The sequence below is a fragment of the Paenibacillus sp. EKM206P genome (assembly GCF_011066155.1).
Taxonomy (GTDB): domain Bacteria; phylum Bacillota; class Bacilli; order Paenibacillales; family Paenibacillaceae; genus Paenibacillus; species Paenibacillus polymyxa_D.
The window spans coordinates 170,954-195,520 of sequence record NZ_JAAMNQ010000010.1; the positions used below are offsets into that span (position 1 = coordinate 170,954).

Below are 24,567 nucleotides of genomic sequence, written 5' to 3' on the forward strand. Positions count from 1 at the left end.
AAAATTAATAAACCTGCTCTTTATAGAAAAATCCGAAGGAAAGTTCCCGTTCAGGATCTTGAAGACGGCGAACTTCATCCAGCCAGCTTTCATCATAAGCGTAAGCATCCGGGTCGGCTGTATAACTATCTATTGCTTTACGATAAGCACGAACAACCGCCTCATTGTAAGCCGTAGGCTTCAATAAGCCCTCGATCTTAAAGCTATGCACGCCCGCCTCCATTAGAATATGCAGGTCCTCCATGATGCAAAAATCATCTGAACTCATAATATGTGTCCCATTTATATCCTCGTAAATAGGGAACTTCTCTTCTTTCCGCTCTGCTTCAATCAGAAACAAGCCGCGTCCTCTACCCAAATCCCCTTCTACATTACGTCCCTGGTGCAGCATATAACTTTGAACAAGCTTACGCTTGGAGTGATAAATATTAGTCATGCCATGTACCTGAACCTGTGCTTCTATGTTCAACTTTGGTATCATTTCGGTAATTTCATCCATACTCAGCTCACGAGCCAAAATGACCCGGGAAGCCCCCTTTTCACCCCAATAGTTGGCGGTTGCGAAGTTGGTAGAGATCATCTCACCGTTCCAGAACAGCTTCAGATGCGGGGCATACTCCTTCACGGCCATAAGCACTGCGGGATCATTAAACTCAATGGCGTCTATGCCGCATCCAGCTAGGGTCTGCACATATTCGGGAATGAGCGGCAATAGCTCGTTCGTCATCAAATTCGTCATAGATACATATACCTGCGCCGCATGCTTGCGTGCTTCTTCTACCACTTCACGGATTTGGTCCGGTGTAAAATGTCCCGGCAGTCGCATTCCAAAGCGGTCATCTCCAATAAGTAATGCAGTAGCTCCAGCCCCCAGCATATGGCGGGCATCCTCCGGAGAGCTGGAAGTTGCCAGTAGTTCGGGTTTGTAAGCCATAGGCTCACCTCCTAATTTGTCTTACGGTTACTTACCTGAATGTTATGCAAATGTTCTTTATACGTTTTGGCAAACAAATGTTCATGTGTCCCGTCTTTTTTGGTCACATAAAATAAATAATCTGTAGCTTTCGGCTGTAAAGCCGCTATCACTGAGTTCAGACTGGGACTTGCAATCGGCCCTGGTGGAAGTCCCAGATGCAAATACGTATTATAAGGGCTTTCCACAGCCAAATCCTTGTAATACAGCCGTTCTTTTTGCTTGTCCAGCATATATTGAACCGTAGCATCAATTTCCAGCTTCTTACCCTGTTTGAGCCGGTTATAAATGACGCCAGCTACTACAGACCGCTCATCTTCCACAACCACCTCGCGCTCTACCAAAGAAGCAACCGTCAGCAGTTGATGCAGCGTTTCACCCCGCTGTTTCAGCTTGGCATCCAGATCGGAAACAGTCTCCAACCGCTTTTGTGTCTGTTCTAGCATCACCTGTATCATATCTTTGGCCGTGCTGCCCTTTTTCAGCTCATAGGTTTCCGGGAAAAGGTAGCCCTCCAGCGCATAGCGAAGCCCCGCCTGCTTTGGAATGTCCCGCACCAGCGCGACGTCAAAAGCGGACGGATCGTTGGCCAGCTGCAAAAATTGCTGCCGGTCTGCCAGTCCTTCCTTTTGCAGCTTATCAGCCATCTGTCTAATCGTAAAACCTTCCGGGATTGTAAAACGAATCATTTCCTCTTTGACAACATCTCCAGCCGATAACTTAGTAATCAACTGATCAAAGGTTGCGCCAGGCTGCGCCTCATATTTTCCGGCCTGAAATGCGCTTCCTTGCTGTTTGAATTTTACATAAGCCTTAAACACGAGCGCATTACGTATAAGTCCCTTTTGCTCCAGCGTATCTGCGATTGCCGATGTTCCTGTTCCCTGCACCACCGTAAAAGCAACGGGTTGTGTTTGGGGCTGAACAGGCTGCATGGCATTCCAAATATAGAGGGCTACCCCTCCTGCTATAATGATAAGCAGTAGCAACAACGTAAACATCCTCGTCCTTCGCTTCACATCCACCCAACTCCTTCACAGCCAAAAAGGGCGGACTGGTCCGCCCTTTCAGGTTTGATCTCATCGCTATCCAGACTTACAGTTCTTCCGGCAACGTACATTCATCGTACAGTTCGGAAATATCTTCCCACTCATCATCATCTTCAATGGTGGTGATAGAGATTTCGCCGTCTGTGGATGAGCTTACATGGTAAAGTTCATGTTCGCCAACAGCAGCCCCGGGTCTACGCAATACGGCGTACCGTTGCTCCCCTACCTTGAACTCTGCTTCCAATTCCATGCGAATCGCATGGCCCTGTTCATCCTGCAACTCTACATCGCCGTCGAACGTTTCCTTCAAATCAGAGGTCCAACTCAGGTCTTCACGTGAATAGCTCGTCATTTCCCGTCTTCCTCTTCCTCTTCTTCTACGAATGTATTAAAGGTCTCTTCGACGATTTCCCATTCGGCATCGTCTTGGATCACAAACAATTTAATATCATCGCCTTCTTCCTCGTAACGGAAGGCGTACACATCGGACTCATCAGCTTCAGGGTCCACTGGCGCAACCATCATGTACTTCGCTTCGGAACCATCTACCTCAAACTTCATAATGACCTCGAACTCTTCCTCGTTGCCCTCGTCATCGGCAATATAAATAATTTCCGGCTCTTCTTCCATACCCACTTGATTTTCAGCCATTACGAAATCCCCCTCACCTTGTACTGTGTGCGTCCAAATAGTTTTGCAAGATCAGGCTTGCGGCCAGTTTATCTACCACCTGCTTGCGTTTTTTTCGGCTGACGTCGGCCTCCAGAAGCGTACGCTCCGCCGAACGCGTCGTCAGCCGTTCATCCCAAAGGTGAACGGGTAAACCCAGTAACTCCTTGAGTCGGTTCGCAAACTCGATGCAAATCTCACCGCGTGGACCCACGGTTCCGTTCATGTTTTTCGGCAAGCCAACAACAACCTCGCCGACCTCATTTTCACGAACCAAATTTGCAATTTTACCGAACTCGCTGTCGTCACCGCGTCGTTCTATGACTTCCAATCCTTGGGCGGTCCAGCCGAAGGCATCACTTACGGCGACCCCAATTCGGCGATCCCCGTAATCCAATCCCATTACTTTCATGCCTGTCTCCTAACGATGCTTAGCAAGATAGAAACGAACCAACTCTTCAATCAACTCATCGCGTTCTTTTTTACGTACCAGGCTTCTAGCATTATTATGCCGTGGCACATAAGCCGGATCACCGGATAGCAAATAGCCGACAATTTGATTGATCGGATTGTATTCTTTTTCTACCAACGCATCATATACGGTCAACAAAATCTCCTGAGCAGAAGCTTCCTTTTCATCTGCCTTGACATTAAATTTGACCGTTTTGTCCATGGAATCCATTGTTGACACCTCGCTTCCACAAAACATGTGTACATGTTTATGCCAGCTTATTCTTTTACATCATACCATAAGCAAAGCCCTACAAGGAAATATCTAAGCCCGTTTTTTCCCAAAAATCTGCAAAAAATATCGAACTTTATCCTTGTGAGGCTGCCGCCACCAGTTCATGCGCACGTTGAAGTGCTTCATCCAGCTTGCTGGCATCCTTACCACCGGCTTGCGCCATGTCAGGTCGTCCGCCACCGCCGCCACCGCATACGGCAGCAATTTCTTTCACGAGCTTGCCTGCATGAAGTCCGGCCTTGGTATGCTCTGCCGGAACTGCTACGACAAAATTAACTTTATCGTCCATTGCAGCGCCGAGCACCAGCACAGCAGCCGGAAGTTTCCCTTTCAGTTCATCAGCAATCGCACGCAACGCGTCCATGCTGGAAGCCTGCACGCGCGCAGCCAGCAGCTGCACCCCGCCTGCTTGCACGACCTGATCGGTCAGCTGGCCTGCCTCAATAACGCTCAGCTTGCTCTGCAGCGATTCATTTTCACGGCTAAGGTCTTTAATTTGTTGCTGCAATGATTCGATACGCTTTGGTACCTCAGACAGCTTGGATTTTACAAGTCCAGCCGATACCTTCAACAGCTCTAATTGACCTTCCATATATTCAAAACCAAAACGTCCGGTCACCGCTTCAATACGACGTACACCTGATCCAATGCCGCTCTCGCTGACAAGCTTGAACAAGCCAATTTGCGAAGTATTGCTGACATGACAGCCACCGCATAGTTCAATGCTGTAATCGCCTACTTTAACGACCCGCACGATATCTCCATATTTTTCACCGAACAGCGCCATTGCTCCGAGAGCCTTGGCTTCATCAATCGGTTTCAGTTCAATATTAACGTCCAGTTGGCTCCAGATGGCACGGTTTACACGCAGTTCAATATCCGCCAGTTCTTCTGGTGTAATGCTTCCAAAATGGGAGAAATCAAAACGCAGACGCCCAGGCTCTACCAAAGAACCCGCCTGATTGACATGGTCACCCAGCACTTCTTTAAGCGCTTTGTGAAGCAAATGCGTAGCCGTATGGTTTTTCTCAATTTCTCCACGTGAAGCTTGATCAACTTCAGCTTTCACCGTATCGCCAACGTTCAGCTCACCAGCTTCTACAACAACCTGATGCACATGCTGACCTTGTGGCGCCTTAAACAATCCTTCGACCTTCGCGGTTACCGTACCTCCACGCAGCAAGCCTTGGTCACTGACTTGTCCTCCGCTTTCGGCATAGAAAGGAGTCACATCCAGCACGACCTGGCAAGACTGCCCTTCACTAACAGTGTCCACCAGTACATCTTCATATACAATCGCCACAATTTTAGACTCAGTTACGAGGTCATTATATCCAACAAATTCACTTTTAACCGCCAGATCGGACAAAGCTCCGCCCTGAATCTTCATGCTGGCGCTGTCCTGATGTGCATCACGGGCGCGTTTGCGTTGTTCCTGCATCGCTTCATCAAAGCCTTCACGGTCTACTTTCAAGCCCTGCTCGTCTGCATAATCCTCTGTGAGATCGAATGGGAACCCGTACGTATCATACAGTTTGAAGGCATCTGCTCCACTAATGACATTGCGACCTTCTGCCTTCGCCTGAGCACTGATATCGGACAAAATTGCCAATCCATCTGTCAGTGTTTCATGGAAGCGTTCCTCTTCCGTTTTGATCACTTTGATGATGAAATCACGCTTGTCCACTACCTCAGGGTAATACACACCCATGACATCCCCAACGGTTTCCACCAGCTCAAACATAAATGGACGGTTCATGCCCAGCATTTTGCCATAGCGCACAGCCCGGCGCAGCAAACGGCGGATCACGTAACCGCGTCCTTCATTAGAAGGCAGCACACCGTCACCAATTGCAAAAGCTACGGTACGAACATGGTCAGCAATAACCTTAAGAGCCACATCACTGTCCACATTTTCGTTATATTTCACTCCTGCCATCGCCGCTGTTTTTTGAATTAGTGGCTGGAAGATATCCGTATCAAAGTTGGAATCCACATTTTGCAGAATGGATGCAAAACGCTCCAATCCAGCCCCTGTATCAATATTTTTGTTTGGAAGCGGCGTATAGCTACCGTCTTTGTTATGGTTGAATTGTGAGAAAACGAGGTTCCACACTTCCAGATAACGCTCATTTTCTCCCCCCGGATACATTTCAGGGTCCGTCATGTCGCTACCGTAGGCTTCGCCACGATCATAAAAGATTTCCGTACAAGGTCCGCAAGGACCTTCACCGATATCCCAAAAGTTATCTTCCAGTTTGATGATACGTTCGGCAGGAAGTCCAACTTTTTCGTTCCACAGCTTGTACGCTTCCTCATCCTCAGGATACACAGTTACAGCCAGACGTTCCGGATCAAAACCAATCCATTTTGGATCCGTCAGAAACTCCCATGCCCATGTAATGACTTCTTCCTTAAAATAGTCGCCAATAGAAAAGTTGCCGAGCATTTCGAAAAAGGTGTGATGGCGGCGCGTTTTACCGACATTCTCAATATCGTTCGTCCGAATACATTTTTGCGAATTGGCGATACGTGGATTTTCTGGCTTCACACGTCCGTCAAAATAAGGCTTAAGCGGTGCCATACCCGCATTAATCCACAGCAGGGAAGGATCTTTATGTGGAACAAGCGGCGCGCTTGGTTCAATCACATGTCCCTTGCTTTCAAAAAACTCCAGCCATTTGGAGCGGATTTCACTAGCTTTCATATAAGTAGCCTCCTAATTATGGTGTCACTGGTTCCTGGCACAGGCCATAAAAAAACAGAAAAACGCCCCTGAACGGATCAGGGACGATTGTATCGCGGTACCACCCTGGTTAACGCCGTCCCCTCTGTACGAAATGCCCATGCGCAAGCTGCACACCAACATTTGCTTAACGGACGATCGATCGCCTTGTTTTCACTGGTAACGGGAGCATCCCGGCGGGTTCAGCCCGCACTTCGAAATGAGCTTTCCCTACTGGATAAACACATTTAAACATACTCAATTCAGTATATCCGTGTCATTTAGCCGTGTCAACGCGATATCAGACAAGATACATACGGTGTAAGGACAAAATCAGATCGTTTTCCGCTTCACGTAATAAGCAAAAAAATGTTGAAGTCCTACCTTTAATACCGCCATCACGGGAACCGCTAAAATCAAGCCGGTAATTCCCGCAATTTCACCACCCACTAGCAGAGCGAAAATAATGGCTATCGGATGCAGATGCAGCGTTCGTCCTACCACCTGGGGAGAAATGACATTGCTTTCCAACACTTGAATACAAGTGTTAACGACCACGACCAAAAGCACCATTTTGAAGGAGATTGTAGAAGCCATGATTACTGCCGGAGCGGCTCCCAAAAAGGGGCCCAAATATGGAACGATGTTAAAAACCGCAACCACTCCTGCCAGCAACAGCGCATAAGGCATGCCAATCAGCATATATCCGAGATAAGCCAGCACGCCAATAATGACGCATACCAGTAATTGTCCCCTGACATAGTTGCCAAGCGCCTGATCAATTTCCTTAAGTACCGTTACAATCGCCTTACGACGAGAACGCGGGAGGTAAGACACAATCGTCCGCTCGAACACATCAAAATCTTTCAAAATATAAAAAATGAGGAACGGTACAATGAATACATTGAACAGCATGTTGATCATCCCGCCGATGTTATCCATAAAGGTAGAAATTCCGGTTGCCATCCGATTCTCTAGTTGGAAAAACCATTGATTCATACCCGTTCGCACCCCTTGGGGCAAAATGCCGCTATCCATATTCGTCATTAATCCCTGTGCATGCATGGTCAGCTCAGGCAGATGCTCATTCAGCTCATCCAGTTGTTCAATAAACATCGGAATCAGGTTCATCAGAATCACAACGAGACTGGCCAAAAATACAGCATAGATGAGCAGCACAGCTACGCTTCGAGGCACCTTGCGACCGCCCAGCATATTGACAACAGGATTAAGTACATAGGAGATGATCATCGCTACCGCAAACGGAGCAATGATTGTTTTCAGAAATTCATACAAATGAAAAAACAAAGGTCGCAGCAGCCAGATAAAATATAGAATGACAAGTCCCAGCAGCGTCCATATTCCGTACCGGAACAGTCTACTTTTCGTTAATTGCTCCATTTCGTGCCCCCTTACCGGACTAGCCTTCTTTAAGTATATGCCTGTACCTCTACTTTAATCCTTCCCGCGAGTCTGGAATGCTCCATCGATTACCATTGTAAAAAAATGATGAAAACGGATGAAAATAATTAACAAAGTCATTCCATCTGACGATATAAGTACAAAGCACTATTTTAGGATTTCATATTTCTGAAACATCGGGGGTCATTACATGAACTTAAAAATCAAGCTTATTCTCCTTTTCACTTGCATTGTTATCGTTGCAGCCGGGCCTTTATCCGTTATTAGCATGACAAGTATCAAAAATCAGGCTAACCGTGACATACAAGAGCTTATGACTAGTAAAGCCACCGAAACCGTCAATCAGCTCGACGGATGGACCAGCGGCAATGCCAAAATTATCGAGACACTGGCTGCAGGTCTGGAATCGAGTGATATTTCATCAGATGCCAAAACCGTATCTCTGAAAGCAGCCTTTGAAAACTATAAAGATCAAAATATTTCCAACATCTACGCAGGCTTTGAAGATGGATCCTACTGGGATGGATCTGGCTGGTTTGAAGCTGGTTATGATCCTCGCGCTCGTCCGTGGTACAAGGATGCCAAAACCAAGGGAGAAATGTATTATTCCTCACCTTACACCGATGCAGGCAGCAATGACTTCACCATTTCTATTGCTAAACCTCTCAAAGATTCCAACGGCTCTATCACCGGGGTAGTCAGCGAGGATATTATGTTAAATGATATGACAAAAATCATTAAAGACATAAACCTGAACGGATTAGGCTACGCATTTCTGATTGACCAGAATGGAGTTGTGGTCGCACACCCAGACAGCAAGCTGGCCGGTAAAAACCTTAAGGATACGCCCGAGTTGGGTTCATCAACTGCGGCCCTGCTGAGCACAGCTTCGGGAAAAACAGACTATACCTATAATGGCAGTGACCGTCAGCTTTATTTTAAAAAGATGCCTAGCACTGGCTGGATTGTAGGATTGTCCATTTCAAAAGATATTGCTTTTCAGGAGTATTACTCCACTCGTAATCAGTTGATTATTACCGTTGCTATCATCTTGGTCGTTGCTATGCTGCTGGCAATCTGGGCGGCAAACAACTTTATCAAGCCAATTCGGAAGCTTCAAGTGAACGTCAAACGTATAGCTGAAGGCGATATGACAGCTCGTGTGGACATTAAGGGTAAAGATGAAATTGCCAGCCTGGGTACAGATTTTAATATCATGTCTGATAATCTCTCTCGCCTGTTGCGCAAGGTATCAGATACTGCAGGCGATGTCAGCTCAGCTTCCCATGATATGCATCAGCACGCTAAGGATACTGGAACCATCGCGTCACAAATCTCCAGCGCAGTTCAGGAACTTGCCCAAGGAGCGAGCGACCAAGCTGAGGCTGTATATTCCGGCTCTGAGAAGCTGACTCACATGACAGGCTCCATCGACCAGATTGGCGAAAGTGTCAAACGGACCCAAACTGCCGTATTCGAAACAGATTCTGCCGTGCTTGCAGGGTATGAAACAGCTGAACGTCAAGCGAAACTGGCCGCCGAGTCCAGACAAACGACGACTGCGGCAGGGGAAGCCGTAGATTCACTCACGCTAAAAACTCAGGATATTGAGCGGCTGGCCGGAGCCATCCATGATATCGCCGCACAAACAAACCTGCTGGCCCTTAATGCATCCATCGAAGCAGCACGGGCCGGGGAACACGGACGAGGTTTTGCCGTCGTCGCGGGAGAAGTGAGAAAGCTGGCTGAGCAAGCGGGCAGTTCCAGTGACAGTATCATGAGTAAGCTGGAAGAAATTAAGATTGCAGGAGTACAAAGCGCGGAGGAAATGAAGAGGGCTCTTGCTGTAACTGTAGAACAGGAGCACGCTGCCATTGCAACGAGACAGGCGTTTGAGTCCATTCGTGGCGCTTCTCAGCATATGCTTGCCCAAATTGAGGACGTTACAGCTGCCGCAGATGATCTCCGTGTGAATGCCGGGCATATTTCCGACGTCATTTCCAGCGTTGTCGCTGTTTCTGAGCAAAGTGCAGCATCTACAGAGGAAGTGGCCTCCTCTGTGCAAGAACAAGGTCATGCCATGAATAATATTGCTGACCTTTCTGCCAAACTCGATTCTCATGCAGATCTTCTATTGGAAGAGGTCAAACGCTTTAAATTGTAGAACTTACAATCTTCACAATAACGGTATACAAAAGAGGGTGCCCTCAGCCATTATGGCCGTACGGGGCACCCTCTTCGTTGTTTTTTATCAAGCGTTATACAACCTACTAAGCCGTATGTAGATCACACCTCTTAGTAAGCAGCCTGTCCACCTTTGGTGTCCAGCTTAGGAAGAAGCGTGAATTTGCGGCAAGTCCTGTTGTGCCATCTCATCTCCAAAGAATAGGTCGTCCAGCGAACTGAGCGTTCCATCCTCTTCCACTTGGTAGACAGACATTTTTTCACCATTCACCTGAAGTTCGATAAAGCATCCCCAGCAATAAAATTGATGGGAGCCAATTTTTCCGATATCTTTGGAATTACAATTCGGACATCTCAATAAACTCACCCTATCCATTAACAGAATATATGGCTTTTTCCAGACGCTGCTCGCTTAATGGGGGAACCATAACAGCATTTTCCCCGATGGACATCTCTTCGGTGCAGGGCAGCCATTTCCGCCCCTCTATAATATCCGATACAAAACCATCGCTGATTTCCAAGCCTATTATGTTATTGCCCATTTCCTGGTCAAAATAAACATCCGAGATGTGCCCGAGCATAAGCCCTTCCTCTGTTAGCACGGATAGATCCTTCAGTTTACAAGGTCCAAGCAAGTACGTATGTTGTATATCATGGGCCTCCATTTTACGCACAGCCTGCTGATTGCGAATCATGATCGCATCCTCACCGTAAGCAACGATGTCATCCCAAGCAACCATTTTCACGTGAGAAGAAAAAAGTCCCTTTCCTTCCAACTCGATCCCTGAGATTCGCCAATCCGCTGTCACCATAAAGTCATGTATTTTACCAATCTGCTTCCCGTCCTCCACATCGAAAACGGCAAGTCCGATCATATCTTGAAGCTTCATATATAGGGTGCCTCCTCATTCTGCAATCTGAACGAAGGTGCGGTCCTTTTCCTACATGCCTGTCAGACCTTGCTTCCGTTCATGCAATGAAATGGAAAACCGCCCCTCCCTTCTTATTAAAATGCGGAGAAATCCCTAGTACCTAGTACGCAGCCGCTTCCATATGGTTTCAATTTTCTTGGCCGTGTATTCCATTTCTTCCGTAGTATTACCCAAACCGAAGCTAAACCGAATCGCTGAATGTAAAACATCTTCCGGAAGATCCATCGCCTGCAATACATGCGATAGCTCTAAAGATCCGGAAGTGCAGGCTGATCCGCTTGCTGCTGCGATTCCTTCCATGTCAAGGTTCATCAGCATGGTCTCTGTACCAATGGCCGGAAAGCTAACATTGAGAACATTAGGTAAAGAATGATCAGGGTCACCGTTAATCACAAAATTTTGGCTACCCAGAGTGTCTTCCAACCCTTTAAGCAACGTCTGGCGAAGAACCGTATCGTGCGCTCCACGCTCCTCAATGGAAGCATTAGCAAGAGTTGCGGCTTTAGCCAGCCCCGTAATACCGGCGATATTTTCTGTTCCGGCACGGCGTTTCTTTTCCTGAAGTCCCCCATGCATTAGCGGCTGAAGGCGTGTACCTTGGCGGATATACAATGCCCCAACCCCTTGCGGTCCGTTAATCTTATGACCAGACACACTCAGTAAGTCAATCGGGAGGTTCCGGCAGTCGATGGATATATGACCGAAAGCTTGAACCGCATCTACATGGAATACAACTCCATGTTCTCTCGCAATCTGCCCTACTTCTGAGATCGGCTGAATGACGCCCACCTCATTGTTGGCATACATCATGCTGATCAAAAAAGTATCTGGTCGAATGGCAGCCTCGATATCCGCAGGGTTCACGCGTCCAAAACCGTTGACCGGGACATAAGTTACCTCATACCCCGCTTTTTCCAGCTCATCACAAGCATGAAGCACTGCATGATGTTCAACCGCAGTTGTAATCATATGCCCGGAAGTACGGCCGTCTGCCGTAGCCGTCCCAAACAGGGCCAGATTATCACTTTCTGTTCCTCCGCTCGTAAAAATAATTTCTTCAGGCTTGCAGCCCAAAGAGGCCGCAACGGCATCCCGAGCAGCGCTGACGGTGCGCTTGGCATCGCGGCCAAAGGCATGAACGCTCGAAGCGTTGCCGAATTGGCCAGTCATGATGTCCATCATAGTCTGCGCAACCTCAGGATGCATAGGAGTCGATGCGGCATGATCCAGATAAATTCTGTTCATGTTATCCACCTCAAATGTAGAACATGTAATTATCCAATTCATCATGTTCTTGGTATGTGATCAAGTCCTTAAGTGTAGTAGAATCCAACACTTCAGCGATGCTGTCACGAATTCGCAGCCACAGCTGACGTTTTGCCGGATCGTCTTCTTCCGTGAAATCGACCGGAGAAATCGGACCTTCCAGTACACGAATGATGTCTCCCGCTGTTACTCCTGCCGGTTCATTTGCCAAAATATAACCGCCGTAAGCACCACGGATACTTTTTACCAAACCTGCATTACGCAAAGGCGCAATGAGCTGTTCCAGATAATGCTCTGACAGCTGATTTTTTTCGGCAATACTTTTCAAAGAAGTTGGACCTTCGCCAAACCTGGCTGCAAGTTCCATCATAATGGTCAGGCCGTAACGGCCTTTCGTTGATATTTTCAATTGTGCCACCTCACTTATAGTAACAATTCCGTTAAACACGCGGAATAACTGGTGTTGTAAACCTCTCTATTCCGATCCTAACCCTCAGCTTATGTTAACATATTAGGGCAGGTAAAGGGAAACATTACGGTAACAATCTTAAAAAAAGTTGCTTTCGGGCGATTTGGAACAGCTTTAGCCCGTTTTATGTAGCTTTCTTCCATCGTTCGCCGTGTCGTTTGATCGTCCAAACATCGTATCTTATTATCGTTTATGTTACAATAGGTGGGTTCTACAACTATATTGAAAGAATTGGGTGATGACCATGGCTAAAGCCAATCATGAAACCCGTGTCGTCGTCGGGATGTCCGGTGGCGTCGACTCATCCGTTACTGCGCTGCTGCTGAAGGAGCAGGGCTATGACGTAATCGGCATCTTCATGAAAAACTGGGATGACACGGATGAATTTGGCCGTTGTACGGCTGAGGAGGATGCGGAGGATGTGCGCCGTGTCTGCGAACAGATCGACATTCCTTACTATACCGTCAATTTTGAAAAAGAATACTTCGATAAAGTATTCTCTTATTTTCTTGATGAATATAAAGCTGGACGCACACCCAACCCGGATGTCATGTGTAACCGTGAAATTAAATTCGGCGAGTTTCTAAATAAAGCGCTGGATTTGGGAGCAGATTATGTTGCTACTGGACATTATGCACGGGTTGTGGAAGAAGACGGCCACTTTACTTTGCTGCGAGGCGTGGACAGCAACAAGGATCAAACTTATTTCCTGAATGCGTTAAGCCAAAAGCAGCTATCCCGAACCATGTTCCCTATCGGTCATCTGCCGAAACCAGAAGTGCGTAAAATTGCGGAAGCTGCGGGACTGTATACGGCCAAGAAGAAAGACAGCACAGGCGTATGTTTTATCGGCGAGCGTAATTTCAAGGAGTTTCTGAGTGGATATCTACCTGCAAAAGGTGGAGACATGGTGGATATCGCTACTGGTGAAGTCAAAGGACGCCACGATGGTCTGATGTACTATACACTGGGTCAACGTCAAGGCTTGGGCATTGGCGGCTCAGGTTCAGGCGAACCGTGGTTCGTAGCGGATAAGGATCTGGAGAAGAATATTCTGTATGTGGTACAGGGTGATCGTCACCACAGCCTGTATTCTACCAGCCTGATTGCAACAGATGTGAACTGGATTGAAGGCGCAGATACTCGTCCGACCGGCGAATTCCGTTGCACAGCCAAATTCCGTTATCGCCAACCTGATCAGCAAGTAACTTTACAATGGCTTGCGGATGGGACCGTGCATGTCATATTCGATGTACATCAAAAGGCCATTACGCCTGGACAAGCTGTTGTATTTTACGACGGGGAACGCTGTCTGGGTGGAGGAACCATTGATAAGGTTGAAAAACTTCAGCCTGAAACGGTTTAAATGAAACCCATTTTGCATTGATATAGCAGGAATTAAAAAAGTCGTCTCTCCAGATTTGGAAGGGGCGACTTTTTTTTATGAAAGTTTATTTTAGTTCATGGCTTGTAAAGAATTCATAATCTGCTCTTTATGATGTCTGTCATGCTGGACAAACATTTCTTGCAAAAAATTTCCCATGGTGTATGAGCTATTAGGAAATTGACGGATAAACATTGATTCTGAAACCATCTTGAGCTTCACAATCATTCGCCTACGCTCTGCAATAGCTTCATTTAACAAATCATGTGGTTTCATATTTCTGCCGAATTCAACGGACGAATCGTTAAACGCTTGTACATCAGGATGTTCTTGGAGCGTAATTTGTTCCTCATTGATAATCTGTATGAGTGTCTTAGTGAAGCTTTTGTCCCACCCCATAATATGACTGATCATATCTTGTATTGACCATGTACCCACTATGGGTTTACGAAGTAGCTCATCTGAGTATGGAGATAAAGCTGTAAGAAATACAGTCCATTTTTCTAAATCTTCAGAAATCTCAGCTATCGTCGCCAATTGAATTCCTCCTTTAAGGTAAGTAACTTTTGATAACATCCTCATTTGGGTATATGATGTAAACAAGATCATACTTCAATTGAAAAGGAGCGTGCCTTTATGTCTGATTCATTAGGAATGCTGACACCAGGTAAAAAAGTTTCTTTGAAAGAATGGGACCCTAAGGATACAAATAATATCAAAAATAAAGAAGAAATCCGACAGGAAACAGATCAATTGAAGGAACGCTTCACGGAATTACAAAGCAAATTATTTACAGAGAAAAAACAATCCGTTTTGTTTATATTTCAGGGCATGGATTGCAGCGGCAAAGATGGCGTCATCAAACAGGTATTTTCTAATCTGAATCCGGCGGGGGTGACGGTCCACAGCTTCAAATCGCCTACGGCTGAGGAATTAAGTCATGATTTCTTGTGGCGCGCTCATAGCGTTACCCCAGGACGTGGATATATTGCAGCATTTAACCGTTCTTATTATGAGGATGTGCTAATTACACGTGTTCACGGACAGATATCCGATAAGCAGGCCAAACGGAATATTAAGCATATCAAGCATTTTGAACAGTTGTTGCTGGATAATGGTGTAAAGGTGGTTAAAATCTTTTTACATATTTCAAAGCAATTTCAGTTAGAAAAGCTGATCGACCGAATTGAAAAGCCTCACAAAAACTGGAAACTCGATCCAAGTGATTTGCAAGAACGGAAATTTTGGAAGCAATATACCCAGTATTATGAGGATGTATTAGAGCTAAGCGCAACCAAACAAGCTCCTTGGTATGTCGTTCCTTCAGACAACCGTTGGTATAGGGATTATACTGTGCTGCGGATTGCCGTCCAAACGCTGGAGGAAATGAAGTTGTCTGATCCTGATCCAAGACCTGAACTCGAATCCCTTTTACCTGAATTGTACAAAGAACGAGATAAAAAATAGCTGTATAGGTACAGCACTAAGCTTCCAAAACCGTATCACGGCTGAGAATGCCTTGAGTCGGGATTGGAAACTTTTTATTGCATTTTTACGTGTTATTTCGAAAATGTATAAAGCTTAACTGACTCTGTACCCGATAGCCGCAGCTACAACTCCTACCACGACAGAGGAAAGTACATACGTAGCCATGCGTCGGTATTCTTTACGCTCCATCAGTTGAAGAGATTCATAGCCGAATGTGGAAAAGGTGGTGTAGCTGCCACAAAAACCTGTTCCTAACAGCATCCAGAGTGCAGGAGACAACTGGTGTTGCGTAAACTCACCATAGAGCCAGCCTAGCAGCAATGAACCGCTGACGTTAATGATCCACGTCCCCCACGGGAATACGGTACCCAACCTCTTTCCGGCCCACATACCAAGCCCGTATCTCGCCAGTGTACCCATAATCCCGCCTGCCGCCGCCCACCAGATCATAAGCGTTCCTCCTTCGGAGCAGCCTGCGTCATTTTTGTACCTAGACGGATACCTGTCCATGTCAAAAATAGCCCTCCGCCTACGCTTAGCAGGAGGTACAACACAGCCGTCAGCATACGATCGTGAACTGTGAGGCGTACAGCATCCACTGCAAAAGTGGAAAAGGTGGTAAAGCCCCCTGTAAAGCCTGTTCCGATGGCAAGTCGCAATCGCGGCTTGATCCGCCATGATCGCAAGGTTACCGTAAAGAACCAACCAAGAAACAGGCAGCCGATCCAATTAATTAGCAGCACACCAAGTGGAAAATCCGCACCCGCCGCAGGCAGCAGCGATTGCAGGCCATAGCGGGTAGAGGTTCCAAGCGCTCCGCCCGCGGCAACGAATAACATGTCTTTCATTTTTTTATCCCCTTCTTCGCACTTGCACGATCATGGCGTAACGTGACGATATCGTACACACTCTGTATATTAAGTCGCACATATATTAAGACTGTGAATCCCGCCAGCGCTGGTTTTGCCTGATTTTTGACTCATTCCCCTGCTCAGTAGCCTGATAGAAGGTTTGGTCTGCTATCGCATCGGGCAAATATTGCTGCTTCACATAATGATTCGGATAATTATGTGGATATTGGTAGCCTACATGACCGAGCTTTTCCGAGCCTTTGTAGTGTGCGTCACGCAAATGGAGTGGCACCTCAGCCGATTTGATATCGTCCATAGCCAACATAGCCCGTGAAATCGCCGTATATACAGCATTCGATTTGGGGCTTTCCACAGCGAACAAAATAGCCTGTGCAATGTTCAGCTTGGCCTCGGGCCAGCCGTTATTGCGATAGGCTTCAAGCGCACTCACCGCTTGCACCATTGCCTGCGGGTTCGCCAGACCAATGTCCTCGCTGCTTGCCGCGATGAGGCGGCGGATAAAGGTCATCGGGTCCATACCGAGTTTTTCTACGGCGTACAGGAACCAGAACAGCGCGGCATCGCTGGAGCCGCGAATGCTTTTGTGGAAGGCCGACAACACATCATACTGCGTGGATTCATCTGCTTTGACAATCGGGCGGCGAATGGATTCCTCAGCGACTTCCAGTGTCACGTGAATCGTGCCGTCTGCCAGCGGAGGCGTTGTGAGCGCCGCCAGTTCCAGCGCGTTTAAAGCGCGGCGGATATCGCCGTTCGCCATGGAAGCGATGTGAGCCAGTGCAGCTTCATCGACCTGGAGCTGCATGTAGCCAAGCCCTTTGTCCGCATCGCTTAAGGCGCGGCGCATAGCAGCCAGCGAATGTTCCTGCGTTAGCGCTTCAAGCTGGAACAACGTAGAACGGCTCATCAAAGCGCCGTTGACGTAGTGAAAGGGATTTTCAGTCGTGGCGCCAATAAACACGATCGTGCCCTTTTCCACCGCGGGCAGCAGTGCATCCTGACGTGAACTGTTAAAACGATGTACCTCATCGAGAAACAGAATGGTTTTTTTGCCATACATCGATTTATTCGTCTGTGCAAGGTCAATGACTTCTCTTACGTCTTTCACAGATGCTTCTACAGCATTCAGACGTACAAAATCGCCTTGCGTGTGTTGCGAGATGATATGTGCCAGCGTTGTTTTGCCGCATCCCGGTGGTCCGTACAACAAAATTGAAGAAACCTGATCTGCCTCTATGGCTCTTCGCAGCAGCTTACCTGGACCCACAACATGCTCCTGTCCAATATATTCATCCAGTGAAGTCGGACGCAAGCGATCCGCAAGCAACCGATTGCTTGGCGTTGACTCTTGGGAATATGAAAATAAGTCCATTTCTTTCACTTCCTTATGATTTATGAACGAACACTTTCTTTTATCTTTAAAAACATACTATATTAGGTTCGCTCATACGGTTGAAAAATATGAAAATTCAAGTCATCTATAATTCTGATACGGTGTAAACCGACTCTTATTCTACCATATCCGTTAACAAGTTGCAGATAGCATGGTCATGGCACAGCTGTAGGTCTTCAAGTCAGTCGCCCATAAAAAAGAAAGAACAGCCTTAGACGAAAGATGATTTCGTCTAAGGCTGTTCTTCGACTGGCATGATTTCATAATTTCCATCACTAAGATAAACAGTAAACAAAAAGGAATACAACAACTCAGGCGGTACTTTACAACGCTTTTTCTGTTTACTTCGTCTGTGCCTGTACGTAACTAGGAAGTGAGCCATCATGCAATAGCCACAACTCATGCAGCGCACGGGTACATCCTACATACAGCAGCTTGGCATCCCATGCCCGTTCTCCATAATGCTCATGGTCGGCATCCGCCACAATAACTGCATCGAACTCCAGACCTTTGGATAGGTACACAGGCAGTACCGACAAACCGCCCTCATATTGCTTTTTACCACCGTCAATCAAATTCACATCCATCCCCGCACTTGTGAAAACCTCACGCAGTTCCACAGCCTCTTTTAAGGTACGTGTCAGCACAGAAACAGTACGATACTCCCTGGAGGACAGCTCTTTTAGAGCGGTGAGCAAACTCTGCTCACGCACCGATGAGTCGTAAGATATAGTGCGCACCGGATCGCCACTACGAAATACTGGAACTGCCGTAATACCGCCGCGAACTCCCTGCTCCAAAATCGTGTTTGCAAATTCTATAATTTCCAAGGTTGATCTATAGCTCCGCGTAAGCGCAAAATACCCGGTATGTTCCGGTGCAAAAAGAGAACTCATTTCCTCCCATGCATGTACGCCACGGTATTCATGAATGCCCTGCGATAAATCGCCCAGTATAGTAAAGGAATGTCCTTTGACGAACAAATCCAGCAATGCGATATGAAAAGGTGAAAAATCCTGCGCTTCATCAATGACCACATGGTCAAAACGTTGAGATGATTCTACCTCATGAATCAGCACGTGGAGATACACTAACGCAGTCAGATCTTCTTCACGGATAATCTGTTTTCGCAGATCCGACTGTGTAGCCTTAAAAATAGCAGTCGGCAGAGAAGCCTTCATCTCCGCAGCCGTATCTGCGGGTAACCCTTTAGCTGCTTGAAAAAGCTGCTTGTAGAGCGTCAGTGCGTCGTATTGGGGCCATTTTTTAGCATATGCCTTTTCCCGTGCCCCTGCCTTTTTTTTGCGTTCCTTGAGTGCTGCCACCGAAGGCGACTTTTTCAGCTCCATTTCAATCCAGCGGTGCACTCTTGCCAGTACACGCTCCTTCCGCTTCGCGAGCGGATAAGGCTTATACTCCTCATTAAACCAATTCAAAATCTCAGCTCGCGGCAGAACCGCTCCATCCCATGGTGAAAAATCCCCCTCGGGAACGGAAATGGGCTCCAGTCGTTCAACAAAAGCTTGAAGTAACTCCATAAAGTGAACTGAACCCTTGAATCTTCCCGGCGCCTCATCCATGGATTCCTCTCTCAGACTGCCACTCTCAAACCAATAAGATAATGTTTCGGCAGGATCAGCCAAAGGTAAATCCAAACCCAACAAGTCCAGCGCCCAGTCTGCAAATGTACTTTGCTGAATATCCCCGACCCCCAGCTCAGGAAGTACATCTGAAATATAGTCGAGAAACATATGGTTTGGTGCGAAAATGACCATTTTGTCCGCTGATACCTGATCCTTGTATTGATACAGCAAAAATGCGAGACGATGCAGCGCTACCGTCGTCTTGCCACTACCCGCTACCCCCTGAATAACGAGGGCTGTATTTTTAGCCGCGCGGATGATCTGATCCTGCTCCGCCTGAATGGTAGATACGATATCCCGTAAACGGTTATCCTTGTTTTCTCCCAAACGATAAACGAGAAACTCATCGGAAACGGCCGGCTCGTCGCTTTCACGATTATACGTATCGGCTACCCGTTCCAGAATTCTTTTCCGAATGACAACGTTGCGCTTCAGATAGACCAAACCCTCAATAGTTCCCTCAGGAGCTTCATAGGACGCGGTTTCTTCACCACCTGTAAACGAATAAAATAAGCTGGCAATCGGTGCACGCCAATCAATCACCAGCGGATACGCTGACGTTTCTTCACGCTCTACTCCAATTTTACCGATATAAAGCGGCTTCCGCTGCCCTCTGCCACGCTCGTCAAAATCCATACGCCCAAAATAAGGCTCCTGCGAGCTTTTAGCCAAAGCCTGACGTTTTTCCTCCCGTGCAGATTCCAGCACTTGCTCTGTAAAATCATGCCCAGTGTATACTGGCGTATTGCGAAGCCGTTCCAATCTCCGATCAATTTCCTCCATAGCAAGCGACAGCCTGTGCTGTTCTTCTTGATAGGCACTTTGAAACTCATTCTCCATTTCAGTTACCTCCTAAGAATATCAAGTCTCGATTTCTGCATCATCCACTTGCTCCGACACAAAAAAAGGAAAGTAAGCGTAACACATTTAACCATAAAAATCCAACCTTATTTCCTAATACGCCTATTTCCCTGTTCCTTCACAAAAGTATGAAGCTTTGCGGCACCAGTGGAGCGGGTGATTTGAATCCGAAGAAGCGGAGCGATCGGAGGATCAAGTCACACGCGAAGCGGCCTCTAATACTCCATACTTCTCTCCCCCATCTCCACAAACTGCTTTTGAGCCAGCTCACGGTACACCTGATGGGACTCTAATAACTCTGTATGAGTACCTGCACCGGTCACCTTGCCCTTGTCCAACACGATAATCTGGTCGGAGTGAACCACCGTAGACAAACGATGAGCAATGACAATCGTCGTGCGTCCTTCCATCAAGTTCGCTAGGGCCTTCTGTACCTCATGCTCAGAAGAACTGTCCAGACTAGATGTAGCCTCATCCAGCATGAGGATGTCAGGGCTACGAAGAAGCGCACGCGCAATAGCGATCCGTTGACGCTGGCCTCCGGACAGCTTCATTCCCCGTTCTCCCACCTCAGTGTTGTAGCCTTGAGGTAGATCCATAATAAATGTATCCGCATACGCCATCGTAGCTGCTCGTCTCACTTCTTCCAAGTCAGCTTCGCGCCCCAAGCCATATGTAATGTTATCTCTGACCGTTCCGGTCATCATTGAGCTTTCCTGCGATACATAACCAATTTTGGAGCGCCAGGAGGAAAGTGTATATGACGATATCGGTTCGTCTCCATAACGAATTTCCCCTGTATCTGGCACATAAAAGCGCTCTAACAATGAAAATAAGGTGGATTTCCCACTCCCGCTCGGACCCACGAATGCTGTCGTCCGGTTAGCCGGAATGACCAAGTTTGCATTATGAAGAACCTCTTCACCTTCGGTATAGGAAAAGACAACATCACGAAGTATAATATCTCTGCTCTCTTTTGCCGCTTCCTGCTTCAACTCGAGCGGTTCCTCTTCATGATCTAAAATCGTCTGAATCCGTTCAGTAGCCCCAACCACCTTTTGCAGACGTGAATACAGAGTCGTGAATTGTGCCATCGGTGTGATCACCTGAAATAGCAGCAAAATAAATGCCACCAAATCCCCCGCGGTCAGCACACCCGATGCAACGCGAACACCACCAACCCCCAATATAATGACCAGTACTGCAGTCAACAAGAAGGTAGAAATTGGACCTACAAGGGCCAGGATACGTGACTCTTGCAAACCGAAGCGGAACATCCGGTAAATACGATCCTCACCAGCCTGAGCCTCTCTGCTTTCGGTTCCGTAGGCCTTCACCAGTCTGATTTCGCCGATAACCTGACTTAACACTGAGGTCAGATCTGCCATCTCATCCTGCTGTTTTTTGGAGATGCGGTACATTTTTCTGCCTACCGGAAATAAAATCAGAGCTGTTAGCGGAACAATAGCCATAATAATGAGCGTCATCACCCAATCCAGATAAAATAACAATGCAATACCACCAATAATTGCAATCACATTAGAAATCAAATTGACTAGATACTCCGTAATTAAGTTCATAATCAGGCTTGTATCATTAGTGACGCGACTCATCGTATCTCCTGACCGATTTCGATCAAAGTAAGGGATAGGTAGAGATAAGATTTTATGCCATAAGCGTTTGCGCAAATTAGCCACAATCTTATGCCCTGCATAGTTCAACATATAGATAGAAACTGCCGAAGCCACCGCTTGAATCACAAAAGCGCCAAGCAGACCAACAATGACCATACGGTTTAGTGAAGAAAAGGTCAAGCCATCAATCAACCCTTTAGTCATCATGGGTACGATTAAACCAGCCATGGTCTGAATCAGGGTCAGAATCAGGGCGATGATCAGAATCGCTTTGGGTGGATGCGCACTCGCAATCAATTTGATAAACCGCCCCATGCCAGCCTTATCCGGTCTTTTACCCGGCTTTTCCTTCATCCGGTCCTCCTGCTCTTCTTGGTGTATATGATGTTCTTTTTCCATATACCATCAACCTCGCTTCCTGTCTGACCATTCTTGTTCAAACAACAACACCCGCGCTCTGCGCGGGTATGAACAGTACAATCTATCTTCGAGTTTACTACACCAGAGAATGAAGCACAAAATTTGCCACAAACAGTACAGATATGATATATAATGCGATAGGTACTTCCTTGCCCCGTCCTGCTGCCAGCTTGGCTACGGGGTATGCAATAAAACCAAATGCCATTCCGTCTACGATACTATAAGTAAAGGGCATCATCACCATGATCAGAAATGCAGGAAACGCTTCAGTAAAATCACTGAAATCCATCTCTCGCACATTTTGCACCATTAGCCCCCCAATGATGATCAACACGGGTGCAATGGCACTATCAGGAATATAAGCCAACAGTGGAATAAAGAAAAACGTCGCCCCGAATAAAATAGCAGTTACCAGCGGTGTCATTCCCGAGCGTCCCCCTGCTGCAATACCAGCCGTCGATTCCGCAGCGGCTACCGCCGGACTGCTGCCCAAAATACCGGCAAAGATATTGGTTACAGCCAACACACGCAAGCTGTTTTTAAATAAATCCGGTCTACCAATCATGTTGGTTTGTGCAGTAATCATACCAATATTCTCGAATAGCACAATGAGTAGGAGCAAAAAGACAGCGATCCAGAAAGCTACCGAGACAATGCCTGAAAAGGAAAGCTCTCCAAACAATTGCCCATACTGTCGCACCGTTTCAGAGGTTCGTACCGTGCTTGTAGGCTCTACAGCTCCCAGTATATAAGCAAGCCCAGTTCCCGCCAAAATACTAATTAGTAAACCTCCCTGAACGTTACGCACAAACAATACAATAGCGAGCAGCAACGTTACACAAGCCGTAATTACCTTGGGATCATTAAAATGGCCAATAGCCACAAAAGTCGTCTGATGAGCAATCACGATGCCGCTTTTTTGCAAACCGATAAAGGTTAAAAACAAACCAATGCCTACCGTAATTCCGTGCTGCAAATTATGGGGAATCGCTTGGCTAATCAGCTTGTACAATGATGTAAAGGCCACAATGGCGAATATCACCCCTGTGACGGCAACTACCATCAACGCTTCCTGCCAGCTCAGCTTCATGGAATGTACCAGCGTATAAGTGAAAAAGGCATTAATTCCCATCCCCGGTACAACGACCATTGGAGATTTCCCACCAAAAGCCATCAGTAGACAGCCGATCATCGATGTCAGCAGTGTCCCGAGCATCGCCCCTTGGAGGGGAATCCCGGCATCTGACAAAATAGTCGCATTAACCATAACAATGTATACCACGGAAAAATAAGAAATGGCCCCAGCGGCTAATTCCTTTTTCCAATGATGCTCGGGCTTGTAACCGAGACTTCTGGACCATAGTCCATCCTTCATACCAAAACCCTCCAGCAAGTTGTTCAATCTGTTTACAGTAAGCTGCACTTTTTCAAAACAAAAAAGAGCTGTAGCAACTGTGACACAAAGGATGTGATGCACAGAACTACAGGTCTTAAAGTGAATACATACTGCTGTAAATCTACGAATGCACTGCCATGCTATTTTTACAACTTACACACCAGCGTGTTCTAATAAATCCTTCACGGCTACACTAACCATGATCAGTCCTGCTACCGGAGGTACAAATGCATTGCTTGCAGGCGGCTGCTTCGCTTTCCGGATTTCAGGTGCGTTGGCAGGTACAATTTTTTTTGTAATTTCTTCACGTGGCTTCTTTGGTTCCTCATCGGAGAATACAACCTTGACGCCTTTGGTAATGCCTTCCTTACGCAACTTGGTGCGGATGACACGGGCAATCGGGTCCATTCTGGTTTGGGAAATATCCGCTACTTGAAAACGACTTGGATCCATTTTATTCGCAGCGCCCATACTGGAGATCAGCGGAATCCCCCGTTTCAGGCATTCCTTAATCAAATGAATTTTGTAAATAATCGTATCTGAAGCATCCAGCACATAATCCAGTTCGTACTTAAATAACTCCTCATACGTTTCTTCCGTATAAAACATGTTCAGTGCAATCGCTTCACATTCAGGATTAATCAGCTTCACACGCTCTACCATCAGATCCGCCTTTTTTTGACCTACCGTCGTTGTCAACGCATGTATTTGGCGATTAATATTGGTGATATCTACAACATCTTTATCAATCAAAATGATACGTCCAACACCTGTGCGCGCCAGTGCTTCCACTGCAATCGAACCGACACCGCCGATACCCAGCACGGCCACCGTGCTATTTTTCATAACCTCAAGACCTTCAGTTCCGATAGCCAGTTCCGTTCGTGAAAATTGATGCAACAATATGGTATATCCTCCCTCACTGATTTAAACTCTATACTTGAACTCCAGCATACAAACCACGAACCCATTATCCATAAAAGGGTAACGGGTTCACGGCATTCTATAATCTATCCACAAGCCACTCGGTGCACTTGCAAAG

General features: G+C 46.8%; 23 protein-coding genes. 3 read left to right on the top strand and 20 right to left on the bottom strand.

Annotation, left to right across the window (positions count from 1 at the left end; genetic code table 11):
• Window positions 1–4 precede the first annotated feature (4 nt).
• The 8 genes from G9G53_RS19315 to G9G53_RS19350 form a co-directional block, all read right to left on the bottom strand.
• Window positions 5–934, bottom strand: coding sequence for a peptidase U32 family protein (locus tag G9G53_RS19315; protein ID WP_069012470.1), 930 nt, complete (start codon window positions 932–934; stop codon window positions 5–7).
• Window positions 935–945: 11 nt separating this feature from the next.
• On the bottom strand, window positions 946–1,974 hold the full coding sequence (mltG, locus tag G9G53_RS19320; RefSeq protein ID WP_069012469.1) for an endolytic transglycosylase MltG: 1,029 nt from the start codon (window positions 1,972–1,974) through the stop codon (window positions 946–948).
• A gap of 94 nt (window positions 1,975–2,068) precedes the next feature.
• The gene (locus G9G53_RS19325; protein WP_013311522.1) at window positions 2,069–2,374 is read right to left on the bottom strand and encodes a DUF1292 domain-containing protein; all 306 of its coding nucleotides are present in this window, start codon (window positions 2,372–2,374) and stop codon (window positions 2,069–2,071) included.
• Entirely contained in the window at window positions 2,371–2,673 is a 303-nt protein-coding gene (locus G9G53_RS19330) for a DUF1292 domain-containing protein (protein ID WP_013311523.1), read from the bottom strand. Before G9G53_RS19330 ends, G9G53_RS19325 begins: the two co-directional genes overlap by 4 nt.
• A 13-nt stretch (window positions 2,674–2,686) precedes the next feature.
• A complete protein-coding gene (gene ruvX / locus G9G53_RS19335) occupies window positions 2,687–3,103 on the bottom strand; it encodes a Holliday junction resolvase RuvX (protein ID WP_029515724.1) in 417 nt (138 codons plus the stop codon).
• Window positions 3,104–3,112: 9 nt separating this feature from the next.
• On the bottom strand, window positions 3,113–3,373 hold the full coding sequence (locus G9G53_RS19340) for an IreB family regulatory phosphoprotein (RefSeq protein ID WP_007431624.1): 261 nt from the start codon (window positions 3,371–3,373) through the stop codon (window positions 3,113–3,115).
• Window positions 3,374–3,509: 136 nt separating this feature from the next.
• Complete coding sequence (alaS, locus tag G9G53_RS19345) at window positions 3,510–6,143, bottom strand: alanine--tRNA ligase (protein WP_029515725.1); 2,634 nt, start codon at window positions 6,141–6,143, stop codon at window positions 3,510–3,512.
• Window positions 6,144–6,494: 351 nt separating this feature from the next.
• Complete coding sequence (locus G9G53_RS19350) at window positions 6,495–7,562, bottom strand: AI-2E family transporter (RefSeq protein WP_029515726.1); 1,068 nt, start codon at window positions 7,560–7,562, stop codon at window positions 6,495–6,497.
• 211 nt (window positions 7,563–7,773) lie between these two features.
• Between G9G53_RS19350 and G9G53_RS19355 the strand changes: the two genes are divergently transcribed.
• A complete protein-coding gene (locus tag G9G53_RS19355) occupies window positions 7,774–9,747 on the top strand; it encodes a methyl-accepting chemotaxis protein (RefSeq protein ID WP_165149667.1) in 1,974 nt (657 codons plus the stop codon).
• 165 nt (window positions 9,748–9,912) lie between these two features.
• Here the strand turns inward: G9G53_RS19355 and G9G53_RS19360 are convergent, their stop codons facing one another.
• The 4 genes from G9G53_RS19360 to cymR form a co-directional block, all read right to left on the bottom strand.
• Complete coding sequence (locus G9G53_RS19360; RefSeq protein WP_013311529.1) at window positions 9,913–10,125, bottom strand: hypothetical protein; 213 nt, start codon at window positions 10,123–10,125, stop codon at window positions 9,913–9,915.
• A 10-nt stretch (window positions 10,126–10,135) separates the two neighbouring features.
• Window positions 10,136–10,657: a PRC-barrel domain-containing protein gene (locus G9G53_RS19365; protein ID WP_029515728.1), complete on the bottom strand. Its 522-nt coding sequence runs from the start codon at window positions 10,655–10,657 to the stop codon at window positions 10,136–10,138.
• 135 nt (window positions 10,658–10,792) lie between these two features.
• On the bottom strand, window positions 10,793–11,944 hold the full coding sequence (locus tag G9G53_RS19370; RefSeq protein WP_029515729.1) for a cysteine desulfurase family protein: 1,152 nt from the start codon (window positions 11,942–11,944) through the stop codon (window positions 10,793–10,795).
• 10 nt (window positions 11,945–11,954) lie between these two features.
• Window positions 11,955–12,374 (bottom strand): cysteine metabolism transcriptional regulator CymR, encoded by a 420-nt coding sequence (gene cymR, locus G9G53_RS19375; RefSeq protein WP_013311532.1) that lies wholly within the window; start codon window positions 12,372–12,374, stop codon window positions 11,955–11,957.
• A gap of 304 nt (window positions 12,375–12,678) precedes the next feature.
• On the opposite strand from cymR, the gene mnmA reads away from it, so the two are divergent.
• Entirely contained in the window at window positions 12,679–13,800 is a 1,122-nt protein-coding gene (gene mnmA, locus G9G53_RS19380) for a tRNA 2-thiouridine(34) synthase MnmA (protein WP_029515730.1), read from the top strand.
• Window positions 13,801–13,890: 90 nt separating this feature from the next.
• On the opposite strand, the gene G9G53_RS19385 is transcribed toward mnmA, so the two are convergent.
• Window positions 13,891–14,355, bottom strand: a complete 465-nt coding sequence (locus G9G53_RS19385; RefSeq protein WP_238437892.1) for a DinB family protein — start codon at window positions 14,353–14,355, stop codon at window positions 13,891–13,893.
• A gap of 99 nt (window positions 14,356–14,454) precedes the next feature.
• Between G9G53_RS19385 and G9G53_RS19390 the strand changes: the two genes are divergently transcribed.
• Complete coding sequence (locus tag G9G53_RS19390; RefSeq protein WP_165149671.1) at window positions 14,455–15,285, top strand: PPK2 family polyphosphate kinase; 831 nt, start codon at window positions 14,455–14,457, stop codon at window positions 15,283–15,285.
• Window positions 15,286–15,399: 114 nt separating this feature from the next.
• On the opposite strand, the gene crcB (G9G53_RS19395) is transcribed toward G9G53_RS19390, so the two are convergent.
• From crcB (G9G53_RS19395) to G9G53_RS19425, 7 genes are all read right to left on the bottom strand, one after another.
• On the bottom strand, window positions 15,400–15,756 hold the full coding sequence (crcB, locus tag G9G53_RS19395; protein ID WP_029515732.1) for a fluoride efflux transporter CrcB: 357 nt from the start codon (window positions 15,754–15,756) through the stop codon (window positions 15,400–15,402).
• Window positions 15,753–16,154, bottom strand: a complete 402-nt coding sequence (gene crcB, locus G9G53_RS19400; protein WP_029515733.1) for a fluoride efflux transporter CrcB — start codon at window positions 16,152–16,154, stop codon at window positions 15,753–15,755. The genes crcB (G9G53_RS19395) and crcB (G9G53_RS19400) overlap by 4 nt, the downstream gene beginning before the upstream one ends.
• 85 nt (window positions 16,155–16,239) lie before the next feature.
• Window positions 16,240–17,550, bottom strand: a complete 1,311-nt coding sequence (locus G9G53_RS19405) for a replication-associated recombination protein A (protein WP_029515734.1) — start codon at window positions 17,548–17,550, stop codon at window positions 16,240–16,242.
• A gap of 362 nt (window positions 17,551–17,912) precedes the next feature.
• Entirely contained in the window at window positions 17,913–20,054 is a 2,142-nt protein-coding gene (locus G9G53_RS19410; RefSeq protein WP_165149673.1) for a HelD family protein, read from the bottom strand.
• Between the two features lie 236 nt (window positions 20,055–20,290).
• Complete coding sequence (locus G9G53_RS19415; protein WP_029515736.1) at window positions 20,291–22,108, bottom strand: ABC transporter ATP-binding protein; 1,818 nt, start codon at window positions 22,106–22,108, stop codon at window positions 20,291–20,293.
• A 97-nt stretch (window positions 22,109–22,205) separates the two neighbouring features.
• Entirely contained in the window at window positions 22,206–23,504 is a 1,299-nt protein-coding gene (locus G9G53_RS19420; RefSeq protein ID WP_029515737.1) for an NCS2 family permease, read from the bottom strand.
• Between the two features lie 174 nt (window positions 23,505–23,678).
• Window positions 23,679–24,428: a tRNA threonylcarbamoyladenosine dehydratase gene (locus G9G53_RS19425; RefSeq protein ID WP_029515738.1), complete on the bottom strand. Its 750-nt coding sequence runs from the start codon at window positions 24,426–24,428 to the stop codon at window positions 23,679–23,681.
• Window positions 24,429–24,567: the final 139 nt, after the last annotated feature.